The organism is Dokdonella soli, from assembly GCF_039523175.1.
Taxonomy (GTDB): Bacteria; Pseudomonadota; Gammaproteobacteria; order Xanthomonadales; family Rhodanobacteraceae; genus Dokdonella_A; species Dokdonella_A soli.
Genome location: NZ_BAAAEU010000008.1, coordinates 117,906 through 133,588, shown reverse-complemented (window position 1 = coordinate 133,588; position 15,683 = coordinate 117,906). Strand labels below are relative to the sequence as shown.

At 59.7% G+C, this 15,683-nt stretch carries 20 protein-coding genes; 13 read left to right on the top strand and 7 right to left on the bottom strand.

What is annotated here, in order from left to right; all coding sequences use genetic code 11:
- Positions 1-165: 165 nt before the first annotated feature.
- From ABD002_RS10315 to ABD002_RS10300, 4 genes are all read left to right on the top strand, one after another.
- Positions 166-483, top strand: a complete 318-nt coding sequence (locus ABD002_RS10315) for a hypothetical protein (protein WP_343790530.1) — start codon at positions 166-168, stop codon at positions 481-483.
- 171 nt (positions 484-654) lie between these two features.
- The gene (locus tag ABD002_RS10310) at positions 655-927 is read left to right on the top strand and encodes a hypothetical protein (RefSeq protein WP_343790527.1); all 273 of its coding nucleotides are present in this window, start codon (positions 655-657) and stop codon (positions 925-927) included.
- A 72-nt stretch (positions 928-999) separates the two neighbouring features.
- Positions 1,000-1,374 carry a hypothetical protein gene (locus ABD002_RS10305; RefSeq protein WP_343790524.1) on the top strand — a complete coding sequence of 125 codons (375 nt, stop codon included), beginning with the start codon at positions 1,000-1,002 and terminating at the stop codon, positions 1,372-1,374.
- A gap of 198 nt (positions 1,375-1,572) precedes the next feature.
- Positions 1,573-2,040, top strand: coding sequence for a hypothetical protein (locus tag ABD002_RS10300; protein WP_343790522.1), 468 nt, complete (start codon positions 1,573-1,575; stop codon positions 2,038-2,040).
- A gap of 18 nt (positions 2,041-2,058) precedes the next feature.
- On the opposite strand, the gene ABD002_RS10295 is transcribed toward ABD002_RS10300, so the two are convergent.
- Positions 2,059-2,595 (bottom strand): hypothetical protein, encoded by a 537-nt coding sequence (locus tag ABD002_RS10295; RefSeq protein WP_343790519.1) that lies wholly within the window; start codon positions 2,593-2,595, stop codon positions 2,059-2,061.
- A gap of 12 nt (positions 2,596-2,607) precedes the next feature.
- On the opposite strand from ABD002_RS10295, the gene ABD002_RS10290 reads away from it, so the two are divergent.
- From ABD002_RS10290 to ABD002_RS10265, 6 genes are all read left to right on the top strand, one after another.
- On the top strand, positions 2,608-2,925 hold the full coding sequence (locus ABD002_RS10290; protein WP_343790516.1) for a hypothetical protein: 318 nt from the start codon (positions 2,608-2,610) through the stop codon (positions 2,923-2,925).
- Positions 2,926-3,131: 206 nt separating this feature from the next.
- The gene (locus tag ABD002_RS10285; protein ID WP_343790513.1) at positions 3,132-3,791 is read left to right on the top strand and encodes a hypothetical protein; all 660 of its coding nucleotides are present in this window, start codon (positions 3,132-3,134) and stop codon (positions 3,789-3,791) included.
- A complete protein-coding gene (locus tag ABD002_RS10280) occupies positions 3,736-4,512 on the top strand; it encodes an SOS response-associated peptidase family protein (protein ID WP_343790511.1) in 777 nt (258 codons plus the stop codon). Before ABD002_RS10285 ends, ABD002_RS10280 begins: the two co-directional genes overlap by 56 nt.
- A gap of 63 nt (positions 4,513-4,575) precedes the next feature.
- Complete coding sequence (locus ABD002_RS10275; RefSeq protein ID WP_343790508.1) at positions 4,576-5,052, top strand: hypothetical protein; 477 nt, start codon at positions 4,576-4,578, stop codon at positions 5,050-5,052.
- A 110-nt stretch (positions 5,053-5,162) separates the two neighbouring features.
- Positions 5,163-5,750 (top strand): hypothetical protein, encoded by a 588-nt coding sequence (locus ABD002_RS10270; protein ID WP_343790505.1) that lies wholly within the window; start codon positions 5,163-5,165, stop codon positions 5,748-5,750.
- Positions 5,751-5,781: 31 nt separating this feature from the next.
- On the top strand, positions 5,782-7,455 hold the full coding sequence (locus tag ABD002_RS10265; RefSeq protein ID WP_343790502.1) for a hypothetical protein: 1,674 nt from the start codon (positions 5,782-5,784) through the stop codon (positions 7,453-7,455).
- A 73-nt stretch (positions 7,456-7,528) separates the two neighbouring features.
- Here ABD002_RS10265 and ABD002_RS10260 read toward each other — a convergent pair whose 3' ends face one another.
- Positions 7,529-8,254: a hypothetical protein gene (locus tag ABD002_RS10260; protein WP_343790499.1), complete on the bottom strand. Its 726-nt coding sequence runs from the start codon at positions 8,252-8,254 to the stop codon at positions 7,529-7,531.
- A 272-nt stretch (positions 8,255-8,526) separates the two neighbouring features.
- Between ABD002_RS10260 and ABD002_RS10255 the strand changes: the two genes are divergently transcribed.
- Positions 8,527-8,862, top strand: coding sequence for a helix-turn-helix domain-containing protein (locus tag ABD002_RS10255; protein ID WP_343790496.1), 336 nt, complete (start codon positions 8,527-8,529; stop codon positions 8,860-8,862).
- Between the two features lie 22 nt (positions 8,863-8,884).
- Here the strand turns inward: ABD002_RS10255 and ABD002_RS19685 are convergent, their stop codons facing one another.
- From ABD002_RS19685 to ABD002_RS10235, 5 genes are all read right to left on the bottom strand, one after another.
- Complete coding sequence (locus ABD002_RS19685; RefSeq protein WP_379989167.1) at positions 8,885-9,127, bottom strand: excisionase; 243 nt, start codon at positions 9,125-9,127, stop codon at positions 8,885-8,887.
- A 50-nt stretch (positions 9,128-9,177) separates the two neighbouring features.
- Positions 9,178-9,906, bottom strand: coding sequence for a hypothetical protein (locus tag ABD002_RS10250; RefSeq protein WP_343790493.1), 729 nt, complete (start codon positions 9,904-9,906; stop codon positions 9,178-9,180).
- A gap of 40 nt (positions 9,907-9,946) precedes the next feature.
- Entirely contained in the window at positions 9,947-10,666 is a 720-nt protein-coding gene (locus ABD002_RS10245; RefSeq protein ID WP_343790490.1) for a hypothetical protein, read from the bottom strand.
- 336 nt (positions 10,667-11,002) lie between these two features.
- On the bottom strand, positions 11,003-12,013 hold the full coding sequence (locus ABD002_RS10240; protein ID WP_343790487.1) for an MBL fold metallo-hydrolase: 1,011 nt from the start codon (positions 12,011-12,013) through the stop codon (positions 11,003-11,005).
- A 54-nt stretch (positions 12,014-12,067) separates the two neighbouring features.
- Entirely contained in the window at positions 12,068-12,631 is a 564-nt protein-coding gene (locus ABD002_RS10235; RefSeq protein WP_343790484.1) for a TetR family transcriptional regulator, read from the bottom strand.
- A gap of 179 nt (positions 12,632-12,810) precedes the next feature.
- Between ABD002_RS10235 and ABD002_RS10230 the strand changes: the two genes are divergently transcribed.
- Together ABD002_RS10230 and ABD002_RS10225 are read left to right on the top strand one after the other, a co-directional pair.
- A complete protein-coding gene (locus tag ABD002_RS10230) occupies positions 12,811-14,466 on the top strand; it encodes a serine hydrolase domain-containing protein (protein ID WP_343790481.1) in 1,656 nt (551 codons plus the stop codon).
- On the top strand, positions 14,402-15,646 hold the full coding sequence (locus tag ABD002_RS10225) for a serine hydrolase domain-containing protein (RefSeq protein ID WP_343790478.1): 1,245 nt from the start codon (positions 14,402-14,404) through the stop codon (positions 15,644-15,646). Before ABD002_RS10230 ends, ABD002_RS10225 begins: the two co-directional genes overlap by 65 nt.
- The last annotated feature ends 37 nt before the right edge of the window (positions 15,647-15,683 follow it).

Below are 15,683 nucleotides of genomic sequence, written 5' to 3'. Positions count from 1 at the left end.
ACGGCGATGGTTGCCGCAAACACCGAGCTTGTGAACGGGGTCATCAACTAGGACGCGTACAACAAGAAGATCGCCGAGTACACGTAGGGCGAGCAGGATGCCGCGAAGGCTGCTGACGACACCGTGCAGGCGCTGCGTGAAAAGAACGACATCATCGATCAGTAGGTGACGAAGCTCCAAAGCATCATTGCGTCAGGTCAGATGCTCGGCCCAATGCAAAAGGCTGAGCTTGAAACCGACAAGGAGATCGCCAGGGCTCTGAAAGAGGGCCACGACCTCTATGGCGTGCATATCACCGACCTCCAAAAGCTGACGGATGCGCTGGCGAAACAAAAGCCGGATCTGCTCGCTATCAATGCCGCGATCATTGCCAACGAAGCGGCCATCAAGAATGTGACGAAGGCTCAGGAGGAATACCAGCGCATCGCCGAGTCCGGCCTGACATCGCTTACCGACGCGTTCGGCCAATTCTTCACCGGCTAGATCAAATCCTGGCACGACCTCGGCCAATCGATCATCGGCACGGTCAAGAACTTCATCGCGCAGATCATTGGCGAATACCTCAAGCTCAAAGTGCTGGGGCCGCTCGTATCGTCCCTATTCGGCAGCGGGAACGCCTACGGGTTTTCGTATGGTGGCGTGGCGCAGGCCGGCATGAGCCTGCTAAGCGGTGGATCCGGCTCGCCGAATTTCACTTCGACGGCCAGTGGCGGAACGGCGAACAGCCTGTTCGGCGACGCAACCAGCATCTACGGAGCTGGCAAAACGCTATGGCAGGGATTCAGCGGCGGCATGGGGAATATCGCCACGGATTTCTGGGCGGGTAACTCCGGCTCCGTGATGAATGTCGGCGGCATGGGCGTGAACATGCCTTACGGCGGCACGTCTGTCCCCGGATATGGCGGCTACGGCTCGGGGTTCGGATAGGCGCTGGGCGTCGCAGGCGGCATCTATGCCGGCTACAACGAATTCCAGAATGCGGGCGGTGGCGCGGCTGGCTTGGCGGGCGGCGCTGCCTACGGTGTTGGCACCTACTTTGCCGGCGCAGGATTGGCGGCGGGCGGCGCTGCGATGGCGGGCGGCGCCACCCTCGGCGCCGGCGCGGCGGCTGGCATGGCCGCCATCCCCGTCGTCGGATGGATCGCGCTCGCTGCAATGGCGGTGGACATGCTCACGGGCGGCGGCCTGTTCGGAACTGCCGGCAAGGTCCAGGGCGGCGAAGCGGGTCTGAATGTCACCAGCTCGGGCGCTACCGCGACGGAAGGGCTGTCCATCAAGGGCAAAAAGCCGCTGTTCGGCGGCTCGTGGTGGGACTGGAAAACGGTCGATCCGAGCCAGCAGGCGAAGGATGCCGCGACGGCGTTCTATGATTAGCTGAAATCGGGCGTTACCGCATTCGCCAAGCAATTCGGAGAAACGGCCGCAACGGTTGTAGGCGGCACGTTCAGCGCCAAATTCGACAAGAACGGCAAGCTGACGGGCGATACCACGTCCGTTGTACTCGGCCAGACCTACCATAACGAAACGCAGGCGCAGTTCGCCGAGCGGTTACAGGCGGATAGCTTCCTCGCCGTGCTCGACAAGATGGGTCTCGGCGCGTCGCAGTTCGTCTCCAAGTTGCAGGGCAACGCGGATGCCTTGTTCAAGGGCGTGCAGGACTTCGCGGGCGCTGCGCAGGCGGCCAACACCGACCTGAAGAACGGCCTGCATTTCCTCGCGTCGCAATCCGGCACGACGCTGGTTAGCGTGATGAAGTTCGTGGAGGGCCTGCAATCGGCCGGCGAGTCGCTGACGCAGACGTATGCGCGTCTCGCCGCCGCACAGAACGCGTACGACAAATTCACGGCGCAGTTCAAGCCGGCGGCCACCTACGTTGACAACTTCGAGGCGGGACTCGCGAAGATCAACGACACGATGAAGGCCAATATCGACCAGGCGAACGCCTTGGCGAAGGCCGCGGGAGCGGAAGGGGCCGCAACCTCCGATCTCGTCAACATCCACCAGCAAGCCGCGAACCAGATGGCGGCGCTGGTGACGTAGCTCGAAGCGTCCGCGCAATCACTGGCGTTCTCGCTCGGGCTGACCACGCAAGGCAGCCTGTCGGAAGTCAGCGCCGAGATTTCGCGCCTGCAAGGCTTGGCTGGTCACGCGACCAGCTCGGTGCAATCGTTCGGCAGCGCGATGCAGTCTGCGGCGCAGAACGCGACGGCCGCGATTGCGCTGCTGCTCGGCAACCTGTCGCCGCTGAACGACGCGCAGAAACTGCAAATCGCCTTGCAGGGGTAGATGGCCGGCACGGTCACGCCGTCGCAGGTGCTGACAATCGGTCGCCAGCTCTACGCCAGTAGCCAAGCTTATGTGGACCTGTTCAATCAGGTCTAGGCGATCGGCGACCATACGCAGCACGCCGGAGGCGCTGGCGCAGGAGGTTCTAGCAGTAGCAGCAGCTCGTTCACGGCCGCGGATCAGGCGCGGCTCGATGCGCTGCTCAAAGAACAGGCCACCCTTCAAGCGGCGGCGACCCTGACTCAGTACCAGACGCTCGCGCAGCAGATCGCGGAGATCGCCGCAGCCAAGGGTGAGACGGTCCAGCAAGTCATCAAGGACATGGGCGTCAAGCAGGCCGACATTGAAAAGGGCTTGGGCATCAAATCGGATGCCGATTTTGCAAAGTACATGGCGGCGATCCAGAAGCAGACCGATTCCAGCGGAAACAACACGAAGTCGATTGTGCAGGAACTCAAGGACGGCTTCATGCGTGTAGTTGCCGCGATCAATGGTCAAGGTCCGGGCACTCCGACCGGACACAGCACGCACGGCATCAATAGCAGCAATGCCGCCGCGATCGGCTCGGCCATCGGTGACGCGCTCAACCGCCGCTTGAACAGCAACATGCCACGCAGCAGCCGGGGGGCTATCGCATGACGAAACGTTACACATTACTGACCGAGATCACGCCGCGCCGATCACGCTGTACGCCGACTATTGCGGCATCGATGGGCCAGGCTTCGAGCTGTGCCACGCCTCGAAGGAGGAGGAGGCGTGCGAGGTGGTAAGGATGTGGGTGCGTTTGGGAGATCGACGAACGTTGAACTGAGCTGCGCTCGAAATCGTCACGGGTCGAATGAGCGATGCGCTATGATCGCTGTCAGGCGACCTTGTTCCGAGGATGCCGCAAATCGCGCGCTGTGCGCCTGCCGACATCCTCAATCAAGGAAGCCATGAAGAGCCGCACTCGCTTTCTCGGCCTCGGCCTCGGCCTCGTCGCCGTGTTTCACACCATCGCCGCCAGCACGCCGGGAAATCTGATCCCGAATGGCGACTTCGCGACGTCGATAGCAGGCTGGACATGCGCTAGCGCATGCTCCTGGAGCGGCTCGGGAGCAACCGGCGACGGCACCGGCTCGATTGCATTTCCTATGGCCAGCGATGCGCATATCACCAGCAGCTGCTTCAGGGTCACATCGCAGATCAAATACAACATTGGATTTCAGGCATTGGATGCAGTCGGACCGACTGGAGACGACTTCGAGATGACCTGCATGACCTACCGCGACACGAATTGCATGACGGGGGACTCTGCGGCCCCCGCGGTTACCCAAGTGTACTACGTCGGTGATGGTGGACCACCGACGTGGCAGTCGTCCTACCAATGGAGTTTCATTACCGCGGCAGACGCCCAATCGGCCAATTGCAGCATTGGCGCAGGTTATTACGGCGGCAACACGGCCTTCGATGAAATTTACCTCGCCCTCCCAGACCCGATCTTTGCGAACGGTTTCGATAGCTGAGCGGGGTGTTCTGGCTCGGCGGCTTTCCTTTAGTTGGCGTGTCTCGCCCTCTGCTTCGTGCGTTGCGCTCGCCGTTCGTGATCAACCAAAGATTGCGGACGGCCAAAGTCCGGGGAGACAATGCGCGGGCAGCGACCGTGACGGCTCGCACGAAGATTCCCGCATCTTCCCCGGCTGGTACGCCCCCGTGATGATCGTCGAGAACGGCCGTCGCGTCGTGAAGCTAATGCGCTACCAATGTCGCCCAGCGGGCAAGCCATCATTCAACGACGTCAAGCTGCCGAGCACATACAACGCGCGAAGAGATAGCCTGGGTGGCTACTGGAAAGATCTTTTCGGATACTCACACGGCACCATCGTCGCGAACGCCTTTTTTGAGAACGTTAGCCGCTATGCGATGGAACACCGCGACTTGGCGCCGGACGGGAAGGAGCAGAACGTGGTCCTGGAGTTTCGGTCGAGACCTCAGCAAGACATGCTGATCGCTTGCTTGTGGTCGCATTGGACCGGAAGGGACGAACCGGATCTCCTTTCCTTCGCTGCGATCACCGACGATCCGCCGCCCGAAGTTGCTGCCGCTGGGCACGACCGCTGCATCATTCCGATCAAGTCCGAGCATGTTGATGCCTGGCTGAATCCGGATCGGTCAAACCTCGCCGCTCTATACGCAATACTCGACGATCGTGACCGGCCGTACTATGAGCACCGATTGGCTGCTTGAGTTCCAAGACGACATGCGATCTTCATTCTGGATTTTTCAAATTGCCGCGCCACGGGAGGAGTCATGAGATACGCGATCATCGTCGCCGCGCTTTTCCTATGCCACGCGGCAATCGCACGCGAGCCGTACATCACCTATGACAAGTTCGAGGGTGTCACCAAGATAATCGGTGGGGCACCGCAAAAGGAGGGCTCGCCCGGGCTGACATTCTTAGCCGTGGTCAAGAACAAGAAGCTACGAGAGTTGACCATGGGGGTCGATTCCAAAAGTGACGAGTGGAGGTACCTCAAGTGTCGCTCCCTCGCCTGGCTGATCAACGGCAAGAGAGTTGTCGTAGGTGAACCAGAGTACGACGGTGATGTTGGCTACAAGGGCGTCTACGAACACCTTTACGTCAATCTGTCCCGCCACCTACTTCAGCAGATGTCAGTCGCCTCGTCTATCGAATACAAAGTCTGCAACGACGAGATTGCGGTGACTGACGAAGGTCTTGAAAATATTCAAGACTTTGCGTTATCCGTGGATGATGCCCTAAGGTGATGAAATGGCCGCGACGCTAAACTGCCAGCCTGAATAGCTGGCGGCCTGAGACAACCATCGATCCCGCTGGAGGCGCTGGCCCCAAAATGTCGACAAACGATGTCTTTAGGTTGGCCACCCTAATTCTTGCGAGTTTCGGCGGCGGCGCTGTAATCGTGATTGGTCTCGCCACCTGGCTGGGAAATCTCTGGGCGAGCCGAATACTTCAGGCAGAGAAGGCCGCACTCGATGCAAAGCTTGAATCCTTGCGACATGAAATGCGCATTGTCAAATCGGCGTACGAGCACCACCTTGATCTGATACTCGACTATTACTCGATGTTCTATAGACACTATCGTCTCTGCCAGCGCACGGCGAGAGCCGATGCGCGCAAAGAAGAGCCTGACGGCAAGATGGTTGAAACGAAAGATGAGTTCATGGTTGAGCTTCGGGAGATTATCAACGAGTGGGCGTCTCGTGAGGGACGGATTCGGTTGCTCCTCCCGGCCACGCTTCTAGCGCTCCATGAAGAGGCAATCGGGCGATTCAATGAATTCAACCGCGCCGTTGCTGATTTCACATCGAGCGAGCCATCTCCACGTAAGAAAGAACAGGTATTCATTCAAATCGAGGACACAAAATCCAAGCTGGAAGCGGGTCTCCGTGAATTTTTGCGGACTGAGAGCCTGCTGAAGGAGATGGGCCGTCCTTGTGAATGACGCACCTCGAAAGGCGGCCAGCATAGATGCGATGATGGCCGCACTCAGTGCAAGCGCCGCTGCAGTGTCCAGATTTCCGCAGGTATGTGAGTTGTTGGACGCGATTTCGGATGGCAACTCGACCGTTGTTGAAGCGCTTCGAATCGCCTTCGGTCTCTATCTTAAGCGCCCACACGATTTCGGCACTGAGGGCCGATTTGAGAACTTGGAGGGCGTCAGCGACGCTCAGGTCGCTCTTTGGTCGCACGCTTTTGCCCTATCCACCGAAGCGGTCCTTATCGCGCGTCTGGGCGATTTAGTTTGGGAGCGTCGCTTTCAGCCGCGACCAGATCGTGCTGCACGGCATGCAATTGCGGCCTATCTGGAATTGGCTGATCGTTGGGATGGACTGGAGGGCATGCTCTGCGCAGCCCGAGCATCTGAGCTCGCCCGGGCGCTGCGCGATAGGGACCTGACCACCGACGCATATGCGCTTGCGGGACGGCAATTCAATCGGACGATTGACGATATATCTCGACCCGGTGTGTCCATGGGATACCTGAGACTTCTCGTCCACGCGCCTAGTGAATTCCGACCTGCTGACCTATCTCAGCGAATCGTAAGGGCAAAGGCGACGCTAGGAGCTACCACTTACTTGTATGAGGCGGTTCTCGACCTCGAACGGCTCCTTGCGGCCGGAGACCCCGCCCGGCTCCGCGCCTTGCAAGTCGAGCACGCGCAACGTCTAGCGGAAGACGCCGATGGAACGGGGCTCGCTTCGCTACTTCATTTGCAGCGCGCCAGCGTAGTTGCGGAGCATCTGCCGGAGATTCGGGGGCCTCTGCTGCAAAGGATTCGCGCTATCGACCTTGCCACTGTGGGATTCAAGGAGATTAGGGCATTGCAGCCCGTCGACGAGATGGCAGTTCGGCGAACTCAGGAGGCGTTCTTGGCGGCACCCACTTGGTGGGAAGCAATTGGGCGCCTACTCCAAAGAGCGTCGCCCTCGGGTGACGATGCAGCAAACCGGGGACTTGCCCGGGACCTGTTGGGTAGGAGTCTTCTTGGGAACATCGCGACACAACTATCTGTCGACCCAGAGACGAACCAGGCGCGCCCCGTGGAATCTGAGCAGCAGCGATTCGATCAGCAGCTCGGCGAAATCGAACGATGCGCAGTCCAGCTCGACGCGACGTTTCTCGTCGAGCCAGTACTTCAGTACCTTCCAGTCAGATTTACGATCGAACCCGCGGAGCTTCGTAGCGCGCTCCTTGCCAAGAATGCGAACGCCGCCGCGTCAAACCTGGTTGCGGATTCGCTTCTGCATTGGTGGGAAGGTGCCCCGCCGATGGCTGTAGCGATGATGCTGATCCCTGCGATCGAATCGCTCGCTCGCTCATGTGTGGAGTCGGACGGCGGAGTAGTGTTAGACATTGCAACGGCGGAACAAAGAGGAGGCTTCAGACCGCTTGGAGATCTCATCCAAGCAATGCAAGGGCGCGTCGACGAATCATGGCGGCGCTTTCTTGTTTGCGCCCTAGTGGGGGAGCACGGCATCAATCTGAGAAATCGTCTTTGTCATGGCCTCCTACTGGATGCATCTCATGCGGATGTCGCTGTTCTGGCTTTAGTCGCCATGTTCTTGGCCGTAGCCTCGCCCGTCGCGATGCAAGATTCGTCTGACGCGAAAGAGGCCGGTGGTGAGCGCAATCCGGACAAGCACTGACGATCTCTCGCGGTGATCACTACTACATGCCGTCTGGTCGACGGAATCCGCAGTACCACATGGAGCGGGTCATCTATTGGCGGGCCCAATGCCATACAAGCCGGGCCGCGAGTGTCAATGGCGCGCAAATGGCGACGAGGTAGGGAAGGAAGCTATCCGAGAAAACACGTTTCGTCCCAAGCGCCACCAATGTTGCACGGGCGACCACTCTCCACCTGTCGCGGGCCAGCCACGGCGCGGCGGCCGTGGCAGCATCTAAAGCTCCGTTGCCTGCACTAAGGATGTTCGCTACTGGGGACCTATCCTCGTTGACTACGAAAAAGCTCTTAAACGTTGACAGAAATGTTTGCCCATCGAAGTCGAAGACAACATGCGGCATCGCGAGCACTTCATCGAGCTCGTCCAGTTGCTCTCGCAGCTGCTTTGACTCACTTGGGTTGAGCTGTAGTCTCCCGGCATCTCTTTCTTGCGCTCGATTTTCCAAGTAAATCTTTACGGCCAAAAGCCGGCGTCGCGTGAATTCTGCAAACGTCCGAGACCGATAAATTGCTGCATCCACGTCGGCGCGGAGGTCATGAATCGCGCCCTGCGTCGCAAGCCAAAATCGCCAGAGAAAATACGCCCAAAGCACAGCCGCGCCCCAGAGCAGAACTCCCGGTCTCGCAAGCGTGACCGCGCCGAAGAGTGTGCTCGACTCCGGCTTTAATTGGCCACCCGCCAAGTTGTAGAGAATGGCGCCGATCGAAATCGCGTATAGATCGCGGCGTTGCTTGTCGGCATCCGAGCTAGGAGCAGCCATTGCGTACTCTCGCGACGTAGGCTATGGGAGGGCCTTCACAACGGTATTCTCACACGAAGGTCGAGAGCGCTGTCGCCTGCAGACCACGAACTAGTTTGACAGGTGGATCAGCAGCCTTCAGAAACTCGCCGACCACGCTGGATCTTCGGGACAGACTCGGGATCGGCGAAATGATTCAACTCGTCGCGCGAAAGAGTCGGGCGCGGAGAGCGCAGCCGCTATGGCGGCGACGATCACAAGCACATTGCCGAAATGCAGCTGGGAGGCAAGACTTGAACGACACACTATCCCTTGCCGAAGCCGCCGCGTATCTCAAGCTCGGCCGCGACTCCACAAAGGCGCTGTTCAGCAGCGGCCAACTGCCGGGCGTTTCTTTGAACCAGAAGCACACTGTTTTCCGGCGCGTGACCTTGGACGCCTACCTGCGCGACCTGGAAATCAAGCAAACCGCCGAGCGCCGCAAAGTCGCCGAGGCGATGGCTGCGCGGAAAGAGGACGGCGCGGCTAGGCCGCGGCGTAAGTATCGCGCGCGGATCGACCTGGCGCCCTATGAGCGAGCCGCTGGCATTCTCGATAAGCCAGTCGTTGCCGCGCCGGTCGAAGTCTGATTCGCGCATCTCGGTTTGATCGCTATGCTTGCCGTCTGCGGCCAGCGCCAATCCTGTCCACTAGGCGCGGACGCACGCGAAACATCTCCTCAGACACATACGTTGCATCGGGCTCAACAAAGTAGGTCCGCCCATGCTTGTATGGCCTCGGATGAATGCGAGCATCCCTCGCCCAGCGCCGCAAAGTTCCTATGCTTGGAGCCGCGTCGCCGTATAGCCGCTCGGCCCATTTCTCAAGCGTAAGTAACTTATTTGGCTCAGACATGGAGATACATCCTGGTTAGAGAATGCGCTTACGAATCTTGCTGTCAGTCTCTAGTGCCATGCATGCCATATCCAGCGCGATAGCTGGACCAACGCTGCGAGCACCGCGACAACGATGGGCAGAATTCGATCCGAAAACGCATGAAGACGGAATGCGGCGTGCATGAGGGCTCGCCGAAGTATTGCGTTGCGCACAGCGCCTTGCCACGGAAGTTCGCCATCGATCATCTTCCAAACTGAATCCGGAAACGTGAAGAAGTTCCCGGCTTCCGTTCCATCGGATCGTGCGTAACGCACATGATTCAAGGAGCGCGCATATGAACGGCCATCGAGAAGATATGTGGCTCCATCCCTGGCCAGCCCATCGCACTGAGTCGCAATGTTGAGTCGCTCCTTCCGGTCGGCAGGACTGTTCGGGGCCCAGTCGCTGGGCGTAAATCCTTCGATACCTTCTTTTGCGCGCTTGGCAATGAGATCAAAGACCGCGTGGCAATATTCTTTGTATCGCCCGGATGTTTGAATCGTGGAGTCTACGTCGTCTAGAAACGACAGCCATATCGGGCGCGCGGCGAGCCAGAACCGCCAGAGAAAGTAGGACCACATCATCCACGCGCCGACCCAAAGCACCCATACACGATTGACATGGATTGAACCGAACAGTGTGCTCGTCGATGTATCGAGAGATCCGCCCGCGAGGTTGTATACCAGGAGCCCCAGAGAGATCGCATAGAGATCGCGTCGCCGCCTATCGATGTCGGGCTTATCGGGTTGCTCAGGCATCGCTTGCCCCTTTCTTCGCGGGTGGGCACTTACTGCTACTTCAACTCAACGGTATCGAAAGATATCCACTTGTCAAACTGTCCCAGTAAATCCCGGCGCCAGTGTCGTACTCCTTGACCTGGGCTTTGAAATATTCGCTGTCCGAGTCAAAAAGGGTGAATCGAAGATTGTCGATCGGTGCTAACTGAGGCTCGGTCTCTAGTCGAATATCAAGCGAATACTCGCCGCGCTCCCACACAAACTGCTCAGCAAAAAGCTCTTCAAAGGGCTCCGCAAAACTTTCTGGGGCTCGAACAATTCTGTCTGGTCGGCCATCACCGCTGACCTTCAAGGCGGTAATCGATTCAACCAATGGATGGAGGGCATTTCGATACCGCTCTTCACGGGTCCGCGTTGCTTCACTCGCAAACGTTACCGTATGCGCCCACTCATCTCCGGGCTTGAGCTTGAATGCCAGTAGCAGCGATGAGGCCTGATCGCCGGAGTTCTCAAAAAATGCTGATCCAGGAAGCGTGCACACGAGCGTTCCATCACGAGAAACAACGGCAGACATCTTCTTGATTTTTACTTCCCGCCCCCCGGTATTCTTGATCGAAACGTGAACTCCGATCCACGGGTTACCTACCCGGTGCCCGATATTGATCCTTTGGTGAAATCCGACTTCCAACCTTTTCGCCTTGAACCACGTCCGCACCTTCGGGCCTACGGAAAATAGTAGGGCGACTGCTGCTATCAGCATGTTCAAAAACTGCCAAGTCATCCCACAACCCCTTCCTTGAAAGTTGTGGAATAGATACCCCGCCCGACGATACGTCAACAATTGCGCGCGCCAGTCTGCGCACCTTAGCCGCAAATCTGGTGTAATCGTCTCGGCAAATCCCGCCGAATCCCAGGCGGTGATGCCGGTATCAGTCCGGTGGCCAGCATCGTTGTTCTGTGAGTAACGGTGTGAGTAACCCTGCGACTTCGAGTCGTGAAACCGTTGCGGCTACTATCGCTGCGAGTCCCGCCTTCGCACCACCCTCCTGATTCACACCCTTTCAGGCGAACCCGGAAATCGCTTCCGGGCCACCATCGCAGCGATCGGGTTGGCTTTTCAGGTGACGTCCACGGCCGCTGACCGGCCAGCCGACGTGCTCCGCTTGCGGCGACGCCACAGCCAACGAGCGCCGAGCACCAGCGCCACCACCGCAGCAAGCATCGCGCCTCCCAGCAGCATCAGCACGCGGTTCTGGTTCATCAGGATGTGGATGCCGCGCTGGCCATAGAAGCCGTTGAAGCCTGCGACGACTTCGGGCAGGTCGAGCAGATCCTGCTTGGAAAGCTGCAGGGACCGCTCGTGTGGGTGATACGCATCACCGAAGAAGGTATTGCCGCCTTCATCGAGTTCGATGTGTCCGCCGAGCACGTGACTCACGGGCCGGTCCTTGACGAAGTCGGCGACACGGCGCGCACTCACAAGATCCGCACCGGTATCCTCGATCAGCAGCCGGCCGGGCAGCAGGAAATCTCCAGAGAAGAACAGGCCGGTCTGTCGATCGTAGTAGACGACATGCGCCTGGTGATGTCCCGGCGCAGGCATCACGTCGACGATACGGTCGCCGAGATCGATCTGCGCGATTCCGTTGGGCCACAGCGGAAAGCCGAAATACTGCTTCACATGGTCGACGTCGGTGGGGACGACTTCGACGTTTGGCTGCGACTGGAATTGAGTATCCCCTGCACGATGATCCAGATGACCGTGCGTATGTACGACGACCAGAGGCAGCTTCGAAGCTCCAGCGCCCGCGAGCAGCGACAGCACGGTCTGTGCGAGCGGCATCGTCTTCGGATCGGAGACGTCTCCCGTATCGATCAGGAGCGCCTTGCCCGAGCCCACGAGCAGGTATATGAACGGCCCTTCGTAGGTTGCGCACAGACTCTGGCGCAGGATGAAGGTGCGCTCGTTGTACGCATGCACTTGCAACGGTGGCGGCGGATTCCTAGCGCAATCGGCGGCGCCTTCGTTCCAGTGCACGTCCATCGACCCTGAGGCGACTTGCGCGCACGCCCCGAAGGACGCGAGCAGGAATGTTGCCGAAAACGCATACGAAGCAAGCTTCATCATGGTTTGACGTCCGGGTAGTCGAGGCGATGGATTTTCCGATTGATACTTCGATTTCTATGAGCGGCTCGCATACGCGTCCCTGACGATCTGGATGAATCGATCGAGAGTCTGTGTGGTGCGCTTGCGATCGCCGGTGCTCATGAGCTCGATGAACAAGCCATCGAACACGGCGCCGTACAACGTAGCCTGGGCTGGACTTCGCTCCGATGCAGACATGGCCGCCAATGCAAAATCCATCCATCTTTGGGCGTTGCGCTGCAGGTATTGCGCATACGTCGCCGGGTTTTGAATGGCCAGGATCTGCAGTTCATACAGCAGCTTCAGGTACGCGTAGTTTTCCTCCGCAATCGCCCAGTTCCAGAACAGCTTGAGCGGCGGTTGGGCACTCTTGTCCTTCGATGTCCTCTCCAGCAGCCGGGAGAAGGACTGCCGCACATGCACCTGCATCGCCTCGAGCACCTCGGCGAGCAATCCTTCCTTCGATCCGAAGTGGTAGATCAGCAAGCGGGCGCTGGTTCCGGTTGCTGCGGCGAGAGGGCGCAACGAAAGATCGGCCAGCCCGTTTTCGAGCAGATAGGTGATCAGCGACGCAATCAGTTCGTCTTTTCTGCCGCGCATGAAACGTACGTTACATGAAACGATCGTTACACGTCAATTCAGGCCACTGCTGGCAACCGGCGGCGCCATCGCATTCGGCTACGACAGCCGGCACGCGACGTCCGCTCTCATGGCGCAAGATCTAAACCCTCGCCGGCACGCACCGCATCTGAGGAGCCCGACTATCGGGAGAAGTCTGGATGAACAGCCGCCTCGCTTTGCCGATGCCGACGATTCCGATAGACCGCTCGCCCGAAAGCGGTGAATCGCGGCGACAAGCCGCGGAAACCACCGAGGCCACCGCCCCTGCGCACCTTGCGCGGCGGCTTTCACTCAGGCGTGTTCTCGCCGTCGGCCTGGTGTTCTTGCTCGATGGCTCGGCCGTCGCCGCGGATCGGTTCGATGCCATTCGGCAGTCGATCAGGACGCTGCTGACGCAGCGGCAGGTGCCATCCGTTGCCGTGGCGGTTGCCCGGAACGGCCGCATTGTCTGGGAAGAAGGTTTCGGCTGGGCGGATCGCGAGAAACGTATTCCGGCCACCGCCGACACGATGTACTCGCTGGCCTCGGTCTCCAAGCCGCTGACGGCGACCGCGCTGATGACGTTGGTCGGAGCCGGCAAGGTCGACCTCGACAAACCGGTCAACGCCTATCTCGGGAGCGCCGGACTTCGCGCACGAATCGGCGACGCGAACGACGCGACCGTGCGGCGAGTCGCCAATCATTCGTCCGGCCTCGCGGAGCACTACCAGTTCTTCTACGCGAACGAACCTTGGCGCCGTCCGCCGTTCGACGAAATCCTGCGGCGCTATGGCGATCTGGTGACGCCGCCCGGAGAGCACTACCAGTACTCGAATCTCGGGTACGGCATTCTCGACTACGTGATTGCCCGCCAGGCCGGCAAATCGTTCGCCGACTACATGCGGGAAGACGTCTTCCTTCCACTCGGCATGACCCGAAGCGCGGTCGGCCCCGCTCCCGGCGTTGTGCAATTCGAAGCCGTCCGTTACGGCCACGACGGCCTGCCGATTCCGCTCTACGAGACCGATCACGATGGCGCCTCGGCTCTCTACGCAAGCGCCCACGACCTGGCCCGGTTCGGCCTGTTCCATCTGAAGGCGCATCTTGCCGATCAGAAAGCGATTCTGCCGGACTCGCTGATCGACGCCATGCACGAGCAGACCATGGACGAAGGCAACGGGAGCGGCTACGGCATCGGCTGGGAGATCCGCCACGATTCCGGCTACGCGATCATCTCGCACGACGGCGACATGCCCGGCGTTCGAACCGAACTGCGGTTGGTTCCGTCGGAGCGTCTGGTGGTGGTGGTTCTGTGCAATGCGGAAGACCGCATCGCCCCCATGGTCGCGGACCAGATCATGGGTGCGACGCTCCCGAAGTGGAAAGCGCCGGCTCGCCGGCCGGAATCGCCCAGCGCGAAATTCACGCCTCCGCCCGATTTGGTCGGCCTGTGGGAAGGCAAGGTCTTCACTTACCAGTCGGAGGTTCCGATCACCGTTCAGGTGCTGGAATCGGGCGACATCAAGATCCGGCTGGCGAATCAGCTGGAATCGCTGCTCAATTTTCCACGCTACTCGAAGGATGGATTCCTGCGCGGCGTGACGACCGGAAGCCTGGAGATCGATGACGCCACGCGGCGCCCCTATGTCCTCGGTCTGAAATTGAAACTGCGCAGCGGAAACGTGCTCGATGGAGCGATCACCGCAAGAGCGGACGAATCCAGCGTGATGCCGACGCATGGCCTGTTCCCATCCGTTGCGGGCCAACCGCGTGCCGAGCGCGTCCAGAGCCGGGCTTTCGTATTGGCCCAATGGACTTCCCTCATCAAGCAATAGATCTCCATCGATGCGCGGCCCCTTGCCCCTTGTTCGGCATATGCCCCGACCCACAGGAGATGTCATGAAGAACACCGTCAAGCTGCTCGCCGCCGCGCTGTACGTGCTCGCGGCCAGCGCATGCACGAGCGCTCCGGATCGATCGAATACCGTCGCCCGGCGCGAACAGGAAATTCGTTCGAGGCTCGACCGCGATGTGCCGAACCTGCTCGCCGCCTACGCCATCCCGAGCGTATCGATCGCTCACGTGGAAGCGGACAAGCTCGTGTTCGCGGCGGCATACGGATCGCAAAGTCCGGGTATCCCCGCCAATACGAAGACGCTCTACAACATTGCATCGTTGAGCAAGCCGATCTCCGCGGAAGTGATCCTGCAAGCCGCGTCACGCGGCCAGTTGACGCTGGACGAACCGATGTACCGGTACTGGGTCGATCCCGATATCGCCAACGACGAGCGCAGCAAACTGCTCACACCGAGGCTTGCGCTCAGCCACCAGACGGGTTTTCCCAATTGGCGATCACAGACGGGCCGCGTGCTCACGTTCAAGCGTGCGCCGGGGGAGGCCTTCGGATATTCCGGTGAAGGCTATGAATACGTGGCACGTTTCACCGAGAAGAGGACAGCCACCGACTTCGAAGCGCTGGCGCAGAACCTGGTATTCGACCCGATCGGCATGAAGGAGACGGCGTATACCGAGCGCCCCTGGTTCGACGGCCGCATCGCGGCGCCGATGGATGCCCAAGGCAAAGCACTGAAGCCCCAGCTCACACGCAAATGGGTCGCCTCTGACATGATCTACACGACCGCGAGCGACTACGCCCGCTTCATGCTGAGCGTGATGCGCGGCGACCGCCTGGCCAAGGGCCTTGCGAATGAGCGCAGCCGCGTGCAAGTCGTGGAAAGATCCGCGAAGTGTTCAACGAACCAGGCTCCTGGCTGCCCCGACGAAGCGGGATTTGGTCTCGGATGGGAAGTGTTCCGGATCGGCGGAGAACTCTTTCTCACGCACGATGGCTCGGACCCCGGCGTCTCGACCTTCGTCTACATCAACCTCACGAAGCGCAACGGAACGGTGATCCTCACGAACAGCGCGAACGGACCCAGGATCGTGCTTCCGATCCTGGACCTGCTGGGCGCGGACCCGGTCTTCGTCGAGTGCACGCGACGCGAGACCTGCTGAAGACACGAGCGTTGCGAAGTCCCGGTCTCTGCCGGGG

Coding starts and splice junctions, on each gene's coding strand:
- ABD002_RS10245 (WP_343790490.1), bottom strand. CDS start 10,666: ATGACTTGGCAGTTTTTGAACATGCTGATAGCAGCAGTCGCCCTACTA.
- ABD002_RS10265 (WP_343790502.1), top strand. CDS start 5,782: ATGATGGCCGCACTCAGTGCAAGCGCCGCTGCAGTGTCCAGATTTCCG.
- ABD002_RS10235 (WP_343790484.1), bottom strand. CDS start 12,631: ATGCGCGGCAGAAAAGACGAACTGATTGCGTCGCTGATCACCTATCTG.
- ABD002_RS10285 (WP_343790513.1), top strand. CDS start 3,132: ATGCGCTATGATCGCTGTCAGGCGACCTTGTTCCGAGGATGCCGCAAA.
- ABD002_RS19685 (WP_379989167.1), bottom strand. CDS start 9,127: ATGTCTGAGCCAAATAAGTTACTTACGCTTGAGAAATGGGCCGAGCGG.
- ABD002_RS10275 (WP_343790508.1), top strand. CDS start 4,576: ATGAGATACGCGATCATCGTCGCCGCGCTTTTCCTATGCCACGCGGCA.
- ABD002_RS10230 (WP_343790481.1), top strand. CDS start 12,811: ATGAACAGCCGCCTCGCTTTGCCGATGCCGACGATTCCGATAGACCGC.
- ABD002_RS10280 (WP_343790511.1), top strand. CDS start 3,736: ATGAAATTTACCTCGCCCTCCCAGACCCGATCTTTGCGAACGGTTTCG.
- ABD002_RS10240 (WP_343790487.1), bottom strand. CDS start 12,013: ATGATGAAGCTTGCTTCGTATGCGTTTTCGGCAACATTCCTGCTCGCG.
- ABD002_RS10310 (WP_343790527.1), top strand. CDS start 655: ATGAGCCTGCTAAGCGGTGGATCCGGCTCGCCGAATTTCACTTCGACG.
- ABD002_RS10250 (WP_343790493.1), bottom strand. CDS start 9,906: ATGCCTGAGCAACCCGATAAGCCCGACATCGATAGGCGGCGACGCGAT.
- ABD002_RS10260 (WP_343790499.1), bottom strand. CDS start 8,254: ATGGCTGCTCCTAGCTCGGATGCCGACAAGCAACGCCGCGATCTATAC.
- ABD002_RS10290 (WP_343790516.1), top strand. CDS start 2,608: ATGGGCGTCAAGCAGGCCGACATTGAAAAGGGCTTGGGCATCAAATCG.